Annotated in this window: 16 protein-coding genes; 8 read left to right on the forward strand and 8 right to left on the reverse strand. The window is 35.4% G+C overall.

From position 1 onward, the window contains the following. Window positions 1–147 precede the first annotated feature (147 nt). Window positions 148–309 carry a hypothetical protein gene (locus AMD00_RS23040; RefSeq protein ID WP_157059138.1) on the forward strand — a complete coding sequence of 54 codons (162 nt, stop codon included), beginning with the start codon at window positions 148–150 and terminating at the stop codon, window positions 307–309. A 223-nt stretch (window positions 310–532) separates the two neighbouring features. Further along, window positions 533–1015, forward strand: coding sequence for a DUF4367 domain-containing protein (locus tag AMD00_RS00005; RefSeq protein WP_053415065.1), 483 nt, complete (start codon window positions 533–535; stop codon window positions 1013–1015). Window positions 1016–1334: 319 nt separating this feature from the next. Here the strand turns inward: AMD00_RS00005 and AMD00_RS00010 are convergent, their stop codons facing one another. Both AMD00_RS00010 and AMD00_RS00015 read right to left on the reverse strand, forming a co-directional pair. Continuing rightward, entirely contained in the window at window positions 1335–1721 is a 387-nt protein-coding gene (locus AMD00_RS00010; protein ID WP_053415066.1) for a zinc-binding dehydrogenase, read from the reverse strand. Further along, a complete protein-coding gene (locus tag AMD00_RS00015) occupies window positions 1722–2006 on the reverse strand; it encodes an MDR/zinc-dependent alcohol dehydrogenase-like family protein (RefSeq protein ID WP_053415067.1) in 285 nt (94 codons plus the stop codon). On the opposite strand from AMD00_RS00015, the gene AMD00_RS22615 reads away from it, so the two are divergent. Continuing rightward, entirely contained in the window at window positions 1981–2214 is a 234-nt protein-coding gene (locus tag AMD00_RS22615) for a tyrosine-type recombinase/integrase (RefSeq protein WP_083446047.1), read from the forward strand. The genes AMD00_RS00015 and AMD00_RS22615 overlap by 26 nt on opposite strands. A gap of 163 nt (window positions 2215–2377) precedes the next feature. On the opposite strand, the gene AMD00_RS00020 is transcribed toward AMD00_RS22615, so the two are convergent. From AMD00_RS00020 to AMD00_RS00035, 4 genes are read right to left on the reverse strand one after another with little or no spacing between them, the layout of a single operon-like run. Continuing rightward, window positions 2378–3418 carry a sensor histidine kinase gene (locus tag AMD00_RS00020; protein ID WP_053415068.1) on the reverse strand — a complete coding sequence of 347 codons (1041 nt, stop codon included), beginning with the start codon at window positions 3416–3418 and terminating at the stop codon, window positions 2378–2380. Next, on the reverse strand, window positions 3415–4110 hold the full coding sequence (locus tag AMD00_RS00025) for a response regulator transcription factor (RefSeq protein ID WP_245639408.1): 696 nt from the start codon (window positions 4108–4110) through the stop codon (window positions 3415–3417). Before AMD00_RS00025 ends, AMD00_RS00020 begins: the two co-directional genes overlap by 4 nt. Then, the gene (locus AMD00_RS00030) at window positions 4103–6157 is read right to left on the reverse strand and encodes an ABC transporter permease (RefSeq protein WP_053415070.1); all 2055 of its coding nucleotides are present in this window, start codon (window positions 6155–6157) and stop codon (window positions 4103–4105) included. Before AMD00_RS00030 ends, AMD00_RS00025 begins: the two co-directional genes overlap by 8 nt. Then, window positions 6147–6929 carry an ABC transporter ATP-binding protein gene (locus tag AMD00_RS00035; protein ID WP_053415071.1) on the reverse strand — a complete coding sequence of 261 codons (783 nt, stop codon included), beginning with the start codon at window positions 6927–6929 and terminating at the stop codon, window positions 6147–6149. Before AMD00_RS00035 ends, AMD00_RS00030 begins: the two co-directional genes overlap by 11 nt. Window positions 6930–7371: 442 nt before the next feature. On the opposite strand from AMD00_RS00035, the gene AMD00_RS00040 reads away from it, so the two are divergent. The 5 genes from AMD00_RS00040 (at window position 7372) to AMD00_RS23645 (ending at window position 10824) form a co-directional block, all read left to right on the forward strand. Continuing rightward, on the forward strand, window positions 7372–7929 hold the full coding sequence (locus tag AMD00_RS00040) for a hypothetical protein (RefSeq protein ID WP_053415072.1): 558 nt from the start codon (window positions 7372–7374) through the stop codon (window positions 7927–7929). Window positions 7930–8313: 384 nt separating this feature from the next. Continuing rightward, window positions 8314–8745 carry a hypothetical protein gene (locus AMD00_RS00045; protein WP_053415073.1) on the forward strand — a complete coding sequence of 144 codons (432 nt, stop codon included), beginning with the start codon at window positions 8314–8316 and terminating at the stop codon, window positions 8743–8745. 465 nt (window positions 8746–9210) lie between these two features. Then, entirely contained in the window at window positions 9211–9747 is a 537-nt protein-coding gene (locus AMD00_RS00050) for a YusW family protein (protein WP_053415074.1), read from the forward strand. A gap of 177 nt (window positions 9748–9924) precedes the next feature. Then, on the forward strand, window positions 9925–10077 hold the full coding sequence (locus AMD00_RS23350; protein WP_169786281.1) for a hypothetical protein: 153 nt from the start codon (window positions 9925–9927) through the stop codon (window positions 10075–10077). 468 nt (window positions 10078–10545) lie between these two features. After that, the gene (locus AMD00_RS23645) at window positions 10546–10824 is read left to right on the forward strand and encodes a hypothetical protein (protein WP_211258592.1); all 279 of its coding nucleotides are present in this window, start codon (window positions 10546–10548) and stop codon (window positions 10822–10824) included. A gap of 120 nt (window positions 10825–10944) precedes the next feature. On the opposite strand, the gene AMD00_RS00060 is transcribed toward AMD00_RS23645, so the two are convergent. Next, entirely contained in the window at window positions 10945–12273 is a 1329-nt protein-coding gene (locus AMD00_RS00060) for an MFS transporter (protein ID WP_053415076.1), read from the reverse strand. Window positions 12274–12503: 230 nt separating this feature from the next. Next, on the reverse strand, window positions 12504–13112 hold the full coding sequence (locus AMD00_RS00065) for a LysE/ArgO family amino acid transporter (RefSeq protein WP_053415077.1): 609 nt from the start codon (window positions 13110–13112) through the stop codon (window positions 12504–12506). Between the last annotated feature and the right edge of the window lie 92 nt (window positions 13113–13204).

The following is a 13204-nucleotide window of genomic DNA, read 5'->3' on the forward strand; positions in this document are numbered from 1 at the left end:
ATTAAAGGAGGTAATATGATGGTACTAATAATTTCAAAATGTATGGCTCTTTTTTCTTTATTGAACTAACGGGGCAGTTTAGTTGAAGAAGAAAAACGAATAATGCTTATTTGAACCAAATTATTCATTAAAGAAAGGTGAGAAAAAATGTTTGTAAAAGCAAAAAGAGATTTTAGGGCGAATAAATTAGATGTTAAAGAAGGCACACTTTTTTTGGTTGAAGAAGAAGAAGGTGTAATGGTTAATGAACAATTTTTTTGCTCAGTAGGTAGTCCAAATTTCTATGCCTATTTTGAAATAGTTGCATAAAATCTGATGTGTAATTCAAATAATATATCTAATATATGTCTTCATTCGATTCAATTGTGAAGAAATGTACTTAAGCTAACGGGTGCTTTACTTGAAGACCATTGAGTTGCATAAGCAGCTCTTTTTTTTCTTTATTGAACTAACGGGGCAGGTTATTTTAATAATAAATGCCAGTTCGGATATACTATTTTTCATTAAAATTAATTAGAATCGAGGTAGTAAATTGGTAGTTCCAGTTCGTTTATTCATTGCCTTAATACTTTTAATTAGTTATCCAATGATAATAGTAGCTAAAGAAATTAAGTATAATCACAATAGCATTACTATTCCAGAAATAAAGAAAAAAGTTGACTTTACTATTTTAACTCCTAAAAAAATTCCAGATGATTGGACATTAGATACAAAAACATCTCCTTGGATAATGCTACATTATATCAATAGTAAGGATACAAAGCTGATGGTTGCGATTCATTTGAGAATAGCACATCCATTATCCGAGGAAGATTTTCCGTATTCTCAGCAAGTTGATATAAACGGAAATAAGGGTTATTTCCAGGATTGGACAGAAAATGGAGAAGTGGATAATAAGGGAGACACCATTACTGGTGGTTTACTTAGATGGACACAAGATGGAACGTATGTAGAAATGAATAGTTCAAGATTACCGAAAGAAAAAATGTTAGAAATTGCAAGATCTATGAATTAATGTTCTTCAACTATAGGCGTCTTTACTTCAATAAGGAGTAGAGACTTTTTCTTATTGAACTAACGGGGCAGGTTAGTTGAAGAGTGTTGTTTAACTTGTGTTCAACAATCGGGCCAAATTGTTGAATAAGGGGTCTAGCCAGATTTATACCGATTCTCAATGGTAAACAAAGAAATATCCCCAAAACGACGCTTTGGCTGCATTTTTTCAATTAACGAAGTGGGCGTTACAACTAAAGTTAAATTAATCATTTTATATCTAAAATAAACATGCCATCCTTTGCAGGATGGCTCTTTCTTTGACATCGCTTTGTTCATGATTAAGGTATAGTAATAATAATTTTCCCTAAGATACCACGATTTTCAGCATGTCGATGAGCTTCAACAATTCGCTCCATTGGATAGATTGAATTGATGACAGGAACTATATCACCATTATCGACCAACTGTGCAAGGTGTGTAAGGTTTTTACGATTGGGAAACGCAATTACCAAGCGAGTTCGATGCTGTCCGTGCCGTGTAGAAAGAGCAACGCTGATTAGTTTTGAAACACTAATTGCAATTGTGAGCAATTTTCCATCTGGTTTAAGCTTCTTTCTAAAAGCATCCTGCTCGGTTCCTACGGTATCAAAGATGATGTCAAACAATTCGAGTTCTTCAGGTGATGTTTTGCGATAGTCGAATACTTTATCTGCACCATAGTTCATTTATTCGTTCATTGTGGCTTTTGAACCGAGTACAGTAACATGGGCTCCAAGTGCTTTTGCAATCTGTACAGCAAAAATACCGACACCACCTGCTCCGCGTATAAGGACTCGATCACTAGCTTTTAATTTCCCTTTATCTACTAAAGTAACTAGAGCGGTGGTTCCTGCACACGAAAATGCAGCAGCTTCTGTAGGAGATATTTGAGAAGGCATTAATGAGAACTTGTTTGCATCTATAACAACATATTGAGCTGCAGCATTGGTACTCGTTGTAGTATTTCCCACACCATGTCATAATCTTAGATATATTATCAAACGCATATCAAACCGAGCTGGAATAAAAAAGAGTATACATCCCCATCAACTACGCCATAGCTATGCAACGCATATGATTAATAACGGTGCGCCAATTGATGTCATTCAAAGTTTACTTGGGCATGAAAAGTGTGAGCCTACAAAGATATATGCTCAGCTAAGCGGAAAACTAAGATAGGATTATTACAGTAAATACTTTTGAAATTAAACTTTTAGTGATTTAAGACACCCATGTAAAAGTGCGTGTCTTTCTGTTATAGGGACAAATTATTAAATAACATTCTTCTGTAAGAGATTCCTAAACGAGAGTTTGGTGACATTGCTTTTACATCCAATAGATTTCAGAAAAATTTATTAACCTTCGGAAACAGCAGTTGAATTGTAAAACCACGCTTATATTTTGACTCAACCTCAATTTCAACTTGCAAATCGTCACATAATTTTTTCACTAAAAACAATCCAATCCCTGTAGATTGCTTTTGATTGCTAATTTCTCCTGTAAATCCTTTATCAAATATAAATGGCAAATCTGATTGCAAGACGCCTACTCCATTATCAGCTACTTTAACGTAATATCTGTCTTTGGCATGTTCAAAACCTGTTTCTAGCCAAATCAAACTTTCACTCTCACTATCTACATTTCGATATTTAATTGCATTTACAAGCAACTGGATCAAAATAAAATGAAGCGCTCTTTCATCAGATACAACGGGTATATCCTTTATCTCCGTATGTACACTTACATGCTGCTCTTCCAATAACGATTGTAGCTCTAGTAATACATCTTCAAAGCATTCCTCAATAGAGACCTTTTTCAAGCTATAGTCAACATGCACAGCTTGTAGCTTTGCATAAAATAATATGCGTTCTACGTGATCATGAATCGTTATGTTTGCATGATCTAGCCGTTGATAAACCAGCGGGGACATTTCGTCTTTCCTATTTTGTAATATAAAATGAAGTAACGATAGTGGTGTTTTAATTTCATGCACCCAGCTTTCGATAAAGGTTTCATATTCTTTTGACTGGTACTTTGCATCTTGTAATTCATCATATAGATGACGTAATTGATTAGCCAAATCATGCAGTGGTTCCTTATGTGTGTCACCTAAAACTTGTAGCAACTTAGCCTCATGCTCAGCGGAAGGCTCTTTTGAAAATTGATAAAACGTGTTTCTTTGCTTTCGTTGTTTTTTCCATGTAAAAAGCACACCAATCAAAATGGTTACAAAAGTAAAAATGAGCATCTTCAAAACTAAAAGTTTAAAGGTCTCTGGATACGCAACCCACGCTAAAAAAATAAAAAAACCGCTATTTACACATAAGAGTAAAATCCACTGACGCGATTGCTGTAAAATATGGAGCCAATCTAATCGCCTCAAGGGGTTTCACTCCTTATTAATTGATAGCCAACGCCTCTGACCGTTTTAATATGATGTGACATACCTACTTTATACAATGTTTTACGAAGTCTAGTCATGTTTACTTGTAGTATATTTTCGTCCACAAATTCACTACTTCCCCACAATTCATAGAAAAGCTGCTCCTTTTCCACAACTGCCGGTGCATGTTGTATTAAAAGCTTCATAATTGCGCCTTCATTTTCAGATAATGAAAGTGAATTATGACCAATATATAATTCATTCGACTTCAAATCTAATTGGAAATTTCTCCAATTTAAAAACATCGGCATTTTGGCATATAGCTGTTGTAGCTTTTGTACTCTTGCAATGAGTCGTTTCGGATGACAGGGCTTTGTTAAAAAGTCATCGGCTCCTAACTCTAATGCATGCAACTCATCTCGTATCTGATTACGAGCAGTTAAAATTAGAATCGGACCAATTCCTTTCATTTTTAAAGTATGACAAATTTGAAAACCCGATAAGTTAGGTAAATTTAAATCTAACAAGACTAATCCGGGCTTGGCAGCGATGATTTCTTCAATAGGTGTATCAAAAGAAGAGATACTCACTACAGAGTACCCCTCCTTTTCTAAAATATTTTGTAATTCTTCGCGTAGGAAAATGTCATCCTCTACAATGACAATATTCGCCATGCCATCACCTCTACTCAATTTCTTTTAACTTTCGAATTTCTACATCACTTTTTCGTTGTATCATTCGAATATAGCCAACTTCATTTAAAATAAATAATAGCACCACTAAACCAATGACGATACCATTTTTAAGACTGAAAACAGTTGTAGGCATGGCAGTTAATAAAGACCAAATACCAAAAATTCCACTAACAAATGCAACCGAAATAGCTAAGATGAAGTATAGCCAAATTTGCTTGCGTGCTGATATACAAATTGATTCCACATCTGCACCGAGCATCGCTAACGTTTGATAGCGACTATGCGTATTTCTTTGCTGCATTAAAAAGTTTAAGCCTAGCACCGTATTGGCGATAATTAAAAACATCACACCTAAATAAAACGTTGTATAACTGCCTGCTACCGTGTAAAATAGCTGTCTGCCCATACTTCCAAGATAGCTCTCATACTGCAAGTCTGTCGAATTAAGCACTTGATCGACTTCAAGCATCGCCTGCATAAGCCCTTTTTCTTCAATGAACTCGTCTTTTAACGTCATATTCCAAAGCCAAGTTTCATCAGCGACAAAATATTGCTCGAATAATGAATCCGGCACAATTAATGAATACATTAACGTAATGGCTCTATCCGCCACAATCTGATCCGAATATAACGTCGGCAATAATGTGTATTCATTTTCAGCTATTTCTACAGTCGGACACTTTTTCAATATATCTTTTAATATATCATAACTAGCGCCTGTATCGTCACTTGTATACATGGCCACCTCATTATCAGCTAACTGAATCGGCTTCTTTCCAGCTGCCTCAAGCATCGCATTATAGCTCGATAATGAAATAAAATACGGCGTATTCTGCAGCGATAAATTGTTTAATAAGATCTCTTTTGGCTCTGAATCATCTTGACTCGATACGGTTTCTATTAAGCCCATCCATGCAAAATGATAATTTAATACTGGCTCATCTTCAGGTGGGTAGAAATTATTTAACGCCATCCCATAATAACTATCAACGTAAGGTGCTAGCTCATCGGATTTAATCAAAGGCTTAATTTCATCTTCATTACCATTAAACGTATAATCAACCGTTCGATTAGATACAGCGCTATTCGTTAACGCTGTCGACGTACCAAACGCGAAGCAAACCATCGCCATTAAAATTAGTAATGATGATATTGCTAGTGAACTCCATTGATGCAATACATTTTCCTGTAGCTGTCTCGCCGTAAACATCGACAAACCTGTTGAAGAGCTGCCTTTTCGCTTCACATAAACACCAATCAAACTTCCTAAGCCACGGAATAAAATAAATGTCCCACACACACCAACAAGCAAAATCAGCGCAAATACGCGATAATCAAAATTTCGTAAATATAAAATTGACATGCCGTAAGCGATGCATAAAAAAATCGTCCCGAATAATAAAGCCACTCCAGACAGTAAGCTCACGGCGCCCCATTTAGTCGTCATTGTACTTTGCGATTTTTCCTTTTCCTCATGAAGTAATTCAATTGGCTCTTTGCGGCTCATCGTAAAGCTTAAAATAAGCATGGCTAGTAGTTGCACAAGGAAGAAGCCACATATCGTCAAGCTAATGCCTGTCCATGAAATACGGAATGCATGGCCTATAATCCCCATGCCAACTAAACGTGATGTCGTTAAATTAATAAGCTCTGTTAAAAACAATGAAATCGGCAGACCAATACACAGGGCCACAATGCCATTCCAAATCGTTTCACCCATGATCATGAGAAACAGCTTACTTTGCTTCATCCCCATCATTAAGTACAAGCCAAACTCATGACTGCGTTGCTGCAGCTGGTAGCGATTCGCAAAATACACGAGGAAAAACACGAACACTAATGAAACTTCATAAAGCACTGGAATTAATAACAACAATCGCTCTACCGCATCACTTTCAATCGTCTTCAAATACAGCATCACATCTTGCTCACCTAACGACAAGATCACATAAAACGCCACAATTGATACGATGAGCGATGCGAAATACACACCGTTTTCCTTCCGCGTTTTGCGACTATTGTGTTTCACAAATTCAAAGAACATTACTACTACCTCCAGCAAGCTGCGCCATCACCATAACGATTCGCGCATAAAACGCCTCCTGCGATTCGCCCGGTACATTTCTACGCAGTTCATGGAAAATGATACCGTCCTGGATAAACAAAATTCTTGAGCAATAGCTAGCCGCATTCGCATCATGGGTCACCATTAAAATAGTAGACTCCTGTTGTTGATTATGTTCAGATAGCTTCTCCATTAAAATCTTGGCGTTTTTCGTATCTAACGCACCAGTCGGCTCATCCGCTAACACAATGCAAGGATTTGAAATAAGCGCTCTCGCTGCTGCAACCCGTTGCTTTTGACCGCCAGACAATTGTGACGGAAATTTATTCAACAGTTCTTCTATACCAAATAGTTTCGATAATTGCAGCAACGCTTGTTCCTGCTCCTTTAAATTAATCCCATGAATCGCTAACGGCAGCATGATATTTTCCTTCGCCGTTAGATTATCAATTAGTTCAAATTGCTGAAATAAATACCCTATTTGATCGCCTCTATATGCAGCGAGTTGGGATCCTTTGAAGGACGAAATATTTTGCCCGTCTAGAAATATTTTTCCTGATGTAGGCTTCATCATTGTGGCGATTACATTTAGTAGCGTAGTCTTACCTGAACCACTAGCACCCATAATGCCAAGAAACTCGCCTGGTAAAACATCAAAAGTTACGCCTTTTAATGCCATTGTTTCATTTTGTCCCTCACCAAAAACTTTACGTACTTCCTTCACTTCGAGTAATTTATTCGAAGCATTCATCTGTTTAGCCTCCCGTTTTTATTCATAGGAATACCTTACTACAAAAAATCGGAAAATTATTCTTACAGTTGTTGTAAGATTCGAAAGAACTCTATATTTCCTTATAACTTTAGGCGACTTAAAGGAGAGAATGCTTTATAGACAGGGCTAGAAAAGGAGAATCATGTACTTACCGATTACATCTACAATTAAAATCATAGATGTAATCTTAGATGAAACATCAAAAATTATTCCACCTGATTATTTATAATAAAGTTTGATTAAAATCATCGCGCCTCTATAGATTAATTAGAGGTGAGATGATTTTTTATTGGATATTTATGTTAATATCACTATAAAGATTGTGAAGCGATGTACTTAAACTAACGGGGCAGTTTAGTTGAACAAGATTACATTAGAATATTGAAGTTTCACCAATATATAAAGGGTAGGTGTAGTTCATATGGCATTTGAGAATGTAGTTTATCCAGCATTTATTAAGCAAGAAGAAGGAAGTTTCGGCATTTATTTCCCAACATTACTTCCAGATTACGGGTGGGAGGATTACTTAGTCTCGGGCCCATCGAAAAAGGAAGCCATTCAAAATGCAAAGAAGGCTTTAGCTTATTTGTTAGCAGGTGCTCTATATGATAATGAAGATTTACCAAATCAGGCACCCATTCCTACTAATCTTGTGACGGAAGAGACGGAACTTGTTTTTATTAAAACATCTTATAGCAATTATGCGAGGGAAATTGAGGAGCATTTACCTGGCCGACATTGGCATATCACTTTTAACAGGGATTGGGGAAGTGATTTTCAAGCAGTTGCATATAAGAATACGCAAGGATTTTGGGATGTAGAGGTAGATGGTGATTTACCTATTGAAATGGAACAGGAGAGGTTGTTACAACTTTGTCCTACATATCCTGTAATTTGTACAGTACGACGTCGAGTTGAGGCGGAAGAAGCGTTCGATAGTTTTATACTCAGAGTAAAAGAGATGTACAAGCAATTGTAAATATTCATCATATTGCTTCAAAAACAGAAACGTAACAATTAGAGAAGAAATATTGAGAAAATAAATAATATCGGTGAAATTCTTTAGGGGACATATTGCCATAAAAGTACAGTCGTTTTATAAGATTGTGAAAAATTGTACTTCAACTAACGGGTGCTTTAGTAGAAGAGGTGCTTTAGTTCAATAAGAAGTAGAGCCTTTTCTTATTGAACTAACGTAGCAGTATAGTTGAACAAGAAATTTGTTACCTCACGTGTCGAAGAATCATCTCACGTATCAACACCTTAAATTCATACCGCTAACTCTTTAGTCAGAATATACTGTTGAAGCATTAAATAGAATTTTTTAACGAAGTTTGACTTAGTAAATCAAAGGGGAGTTCATATGAAATTTACAAAGACCTTATTTGTTTCATTGGCAATGATTTTACTTGTTATTACTGGGTGTTCTAATGGAAAAGAAGACTTAGGAGAATATATAAAAGTTCAAAAAAGTATTGGTGATGAAAATAAATATGAAGACTTCAAAGAAATTACTGATAATAAACAAGTTCAAAGGGTGAAAGATATTATATTAGATAGGGATGAATGGAAAAACGTCAAAGTAGATATGGAACGTCTTGCTGATTACAAGTTTTGGTTTCAATTTAAAAATCCTAAAATACAGGCTAAAACAGTGTTATATGAAATTTGGGTAAGTCCAAATAAAGATAAAGTAGAGGTTGTAAGGGGGGATGATCAGTATGTTCAATTAAACGAGGAAGATTCTACTGATTTATTTGAAATATTTACAGGTGGAAAGTTTTCTGATTTGTGATTGGATAATACGGATCCTTATTCAACTAACGGGTGCTTTACTTCAATAAGGAGTGGAGCATTTTTTTGAACTAACGAGGCAGGTTAGTTTAATAATGTTGTTGTAGTTAATAGGAAAAAGATTCTTTAGCAGGTTACCAAAAACTAATTCATATTTTAGAAACAAGAAAAAACCATTTTGATAAGTTATTTATCAAGATGGTTTTTTAATTTTCATTATATAATTAAAAGTCAACGTTTTTACGACGTTGATCCATATTAGTTAATATTTTTTGACTATCTGCATTGGCCATATTTGTAATATCATTATGACCGAGTTAATCACGAAGAAGGTGAATGTCGCCACCATTGCGAATGAAGATTTCCTTAAACTAAATTATTTATGACAAGTAATTTAAAAAGTTTATTTTTTAAATTATGGGGAATATTAAAAAGCGAGAAGTTAAATACAGAAAGGAAGATATAAATGAAACACTTGAAAATGGCATTAGGAGTACCACTTTTATTTGGGATGTTGTATGGTTGTAGTTCTAACAAGGCAACAGATGAAACGGGTAATACAACTGTTAAACAAGAAGAAACGGATACTAATACGAATACCGACACGAATACCGATACAAATACAAACACGGACACTAACAAAGATATGAATAACAATGGACAAGCAGGGACAACTCAAAATTTACCTTATAATTTTGCTGAGTTTTCGTTAGATGTTGATTATTCACCGACAGAATCTTATGAAGTTGATTACGAATATGAAACTACAGGTGTGGAAGTTGAGCTAGATGATGACCGCAATAATATAAAGCTTAGAGGCGACGAAGCTTTGGCTAAGTTAGAGCCTATGTTTAAGAAGCTTAAATTTGATGCATCTACAGCAAATGATGAAGTAATCGATCATGTAATTTCTGTCTTTGGCATAGACAAAAACTATACTTCGTTTGAACTTGAAGTCAAATTCGCAGATGGAACAGAGAAGGAATATAAGAAAACAAAATAAGCTAAATTAGAAATGTCTCACGTTTATTGTACTTGTGAGGCATTTTTTTGTGGGAATATGGGTGCCGAGCTCAATTTTGAGTGCATAACGAATTTATTAGTCATAAAAGGAAGTGTCTCCTGTATACTAGTTAGAGGAAATATTATACATAGAGAAACTTGATAAAGGGGTGAATAAATGGAGATTTTAGCGATTCTACCGGTTTTGTTATTTTACATATTACCAATTGTATTTATTATTTGGTTTGCAGTGAACATGGTGAAATTACAAAAAGAAAAAAATGAAATTTTGAGAACTATTGCGAAAAGATTAGATAATAAAGAGATATAGTGGTGTCGAGGGCTCCTTTTAAAGTGAACTTCTAATTTAAATCATATATCCTGTTTCTAAGGAGCATACAACAGAAAACAAAAGAGCCAATTCATTCTAATTGAGCTCTTTTTGTATAATGCAAAATTCAAACGAAACGAATTTCTTGAAGTATCGAGAAAGTAGGAATCTATGATGTTACCTTACTTATATATAGTACTTTTGGTCGTATTTATCTTTTTTGTAATTCATAACATGGAGAGAAGAATAGGAGGAATCAAGTTTCTTATAATAATCGCATCATTGTTTTTAAATATACTTAGTTTAATAATATTAGATATATTAACATTGGAAAATAATAGGGGAGGTATGTCTGGTAATGGAAATCCTGCTATTTTAGTCTACCCTTTTTTTCTTCCATTGCTCTTGATTTTTCTTTGCACATGGGTTGCTATAGTGTATAAGGACTTTGCTCTTAAATCGTTATCAATGGTAAATAAATATTTACTCGCTGGTTTAAGCTTGTTAATCGTCGGATTAATTTTCGGTGAAACTTTTATGAATAATGCTTTAAAGCCACTAGAAAATACACCGTACCATCCATTTAAAGGAGAATACGGATCAGTGATCAACATATATACAAACGCGATTTTTTTCAATGGTATTACGTTTGGTGTCTTAGTATTAGCGTTATTTGTAGGGATATTACTTTGGGTTAAAATGCTTGTACTTGCAAGAAATACTAAGGTTAGAAATAAAAATGTTTAGAATATTAGAGTTCCTACCTGTGTTTAAAATAATGCCACAATAGCCAAAAGCTCCTTGCAATTTTTTTTAGCAAGGAGCTTTTTCTCGAAATTATCCATATTTATTAACTAAATGAAATATCTACTCTTCAGAATTTATTAGTACTTGTTTTTTCGATTTATTACGAGACCACACTACTACTGGAATCAGTAAAAGAGAGAGAGTACTTCCTACAAAGGAAAGTGTAGCATAACTAGAACTTGCTACGACGATACCTGACATTACTCCGGCAGATGCTCCAGATAAGGCAATTAAAACATCTACTGTCCCTTGTGTTTTTGCACGAGTAGTAATAGTAGTTGCATCTACAATAAGTGCTGTCCCACTAATAAAGCCGAAGTTCCAACCCATTCCAAGCAAAACTAGCGCAAGGATTAGGAACGGCAACGAATCTCCAGGTGCAAGAGCTGCTACTGCACCAGATGCTAGCAGTGTGATAGCAGCAGCAATGGCCATCGTGATACGTCCCATTTTATCTACTAGTATACCCGTTATGAGAGAGGGGAGATACATAGATCCAATATGAAAGCCAATTACCAAACCTATTGCATTTAACCCGTGACCATGGTGCCCCATATGTACTGGAGTCATAGTCATTATTGCTACCATGACTACTTGTGTTAAAACCATTATTGTAGCTCCAACTATTATGCCTCGCTTATTCGCTGCTTGAACCGTAGAATCTGTATTTAAATTATTACTAATATTAGTTTCTTTAGCTTCTGCAATTGCTTTTGCTACGATGAAAGGATCTGGACGAAGAAAAATCAGTAGTACTAAGCCTGCTAGTATAAAGGCCGCTGCACCAAGTATAAATGGGCCAGCTAATGGTGGAATACCTAAGGAGATGGCCACACCTCCCATTACGCCTACTAAATTTGGTCCAGCAACCGCACCTAATGTTGTTGACACCATGGCTATACTGACCGCAGTTGCTCGTTGAGAAGAATTTGCTAAATCTGTACCTGCATAGCGTGCTTGTAAGTTAGTCGCTGTGCCTGCACCATAAATAAGTAATGAAGCAAAGAGCAGAATGATGTTATTTGTAGTAGCAGCTAGTATTACCCCTAATGCCCCAACGCCTCCAGCTAAAAAGCCAGTTGTGAGACCCATACGGCGTCCAAACCGTTGAGTTAAGCGACCTACAATTAGAGCTGCACTTGCTGAACCTAAAGTTAGGAATGCTACAGGCAATCCTGCAAAACTATCTGTCCCCAGCATATCTTGAACTAAAAGTGCTCCAACAGTTACTCCCGCAGCTAAACCAGCACCACCAAATATTTGTGACATAACAATAATGAATAATGTTCTCTTATACAATTTTCGCTGTTTTTCTGGAGAATCAATATAACTTTGTAACCACGAAGCTTGGGTTTTTAATGCTTTGGAATCGTTATCTTCAATAGCCAATACAAGTCCGCCTTTCAATAAATAGAAATTAATTCACATGTTTAGTTGCGAATTCATATTTTTTTCGCAGTCTTCTTTCAATACACTTCGACTATATAAGATATTCTTCGGATTTAACAATATACAAAGCTTCTTATTTTTAAATAGGGTTATTTAACCACTCTAGTGTTCTTCTAGTTTATAGGTGATAGAGGAATTAATCAATAATTCAGTAAAATTTTAGAGTTCAATCAATTAAAAAATAATCCTTTGAATAAGAATAATGCGGTACACCATATAAAGATACTTGAGCATTTATTGAAAAGATTCATTAGTGTACCTGAGCTATCAAGTTTTTTCATCGTTGCACCTGCTAATGTAAGACCGAAAAACCAACACCATGACACTGCAATACAAGTAACCGTAAAGATAATTTGTTCCATGCCAGTGTATCGTAAAGCACTTGTTCCAATTACACCTACTGTATCTAAAATAGCATGTGGATTTAACAGCGACACAGATAATGCAAAGATGATTTGTTTCTTCATCGGTAAGCTTTTTCCTGTCTCAACTGATGCCGGTTTAGAAGTCCAAATTGAATACCCCATATAAAATAAAAAAATGATTCCAACACTCATTAACCCTAAGCGTAACCATTCAAATTGCAATACGATGGCAGATAAGCCAAACACCGCAAGTACAATAAGCAAAGTATCACAAAGTGAAGCAGCAATAGTTGCTGGAAGTGCCTTCAATAAATTTGGTTGCGAAGCACCTTGCGAGAAAATAAAAACGTTTTGTACACCTAAAGGTAAAATAAGTCCAAATGCTAGTAAAAATCCATGTAATATAGCTTCCATATCAAAAAACTCCCTTCCATTACAACTTTACCTATGTTACAACTAAAGGAAAACATCCAATTGGTTGGTTTTTAATCCAACCAATTTTGCGA

It is taken from the genome of Viridibacillus arvi (assembly GCF_001274945.1).
Taxonomy (GTDB): domain Bacteria; phylum Bacillota; class Bacilli; order Bacillales_A; family Planococcaceae; genus Viridibacillus; species Viridibacillus arvi.

Coding starts and splice junctions, on each gene's coding strand:
- AMD00_RS23040 (WP_157059138.1), top strand. CDS start 148: ATGTTTGTAAAAGCAAAAAGAGATTTTAGGGCGAATAAATTAGATGTT.
- AMD00_RS00010 (WP_053415066.1), bottom strand. CDS start 1,721: ATGAACTATGGTGCAGATAAAGTATTCGACTATCGCAAAACATCACCT.
- AMD00_RS00030 (WP_053415070.1), bottom strand. CDS start 6,157: ATGTTCTTTGAATTTGTGAAACACAATAGTCGCAAAACGCGGAAGGAA.
- AMD00_RS00035 (WP_053415071.1), bottom strand. CDS start 6,929: ATGAATGCTTCGAATAAATTACTCGAAGTGAAGGAAGTACGTAAAGTT.
- AMD00_RS00040 (WP_053415072.1), top strand. CDS start 7,372: ATGGCATTTGAGAATGTAGTTTATCCAGCATTTATTAAGCAAGAAGAA.
- AMD00_RS00045 (WP_053415073.1), top strand. CDS start 8,314: ATGAAATTTACAAAGACCTTATTTGTTTCATTGGCAATGATTTTACTT.
- AMD00_RS00050 (WP_053415074.1), top strand. CDS start 9,211: ATGAAACACTTGAAAATGGCATTAGGAGTACCACTTTTATTTGGGATG.
- AMD00_RS23350 (WP_169786281.1), top strand. CDS start 9,925: ATGGAGATTTTAGCGATTCTACCGGTTTTGTTATTTTACATATTACCA.
- AMD00_RS23645 (WP_211258592.1), top strand. CDS start 10,546: ATGGTAAATAAATATTTACTCGCTGGTTTAAGCTTGTTAATCGTCGGA.
- AMD00_RS00065 (WP_053415077.1), bottom strand. CDS start 13,112: ATGGAAGCTATATTACATGGATTTTTACTAGCATTTGGACTTATTTTA.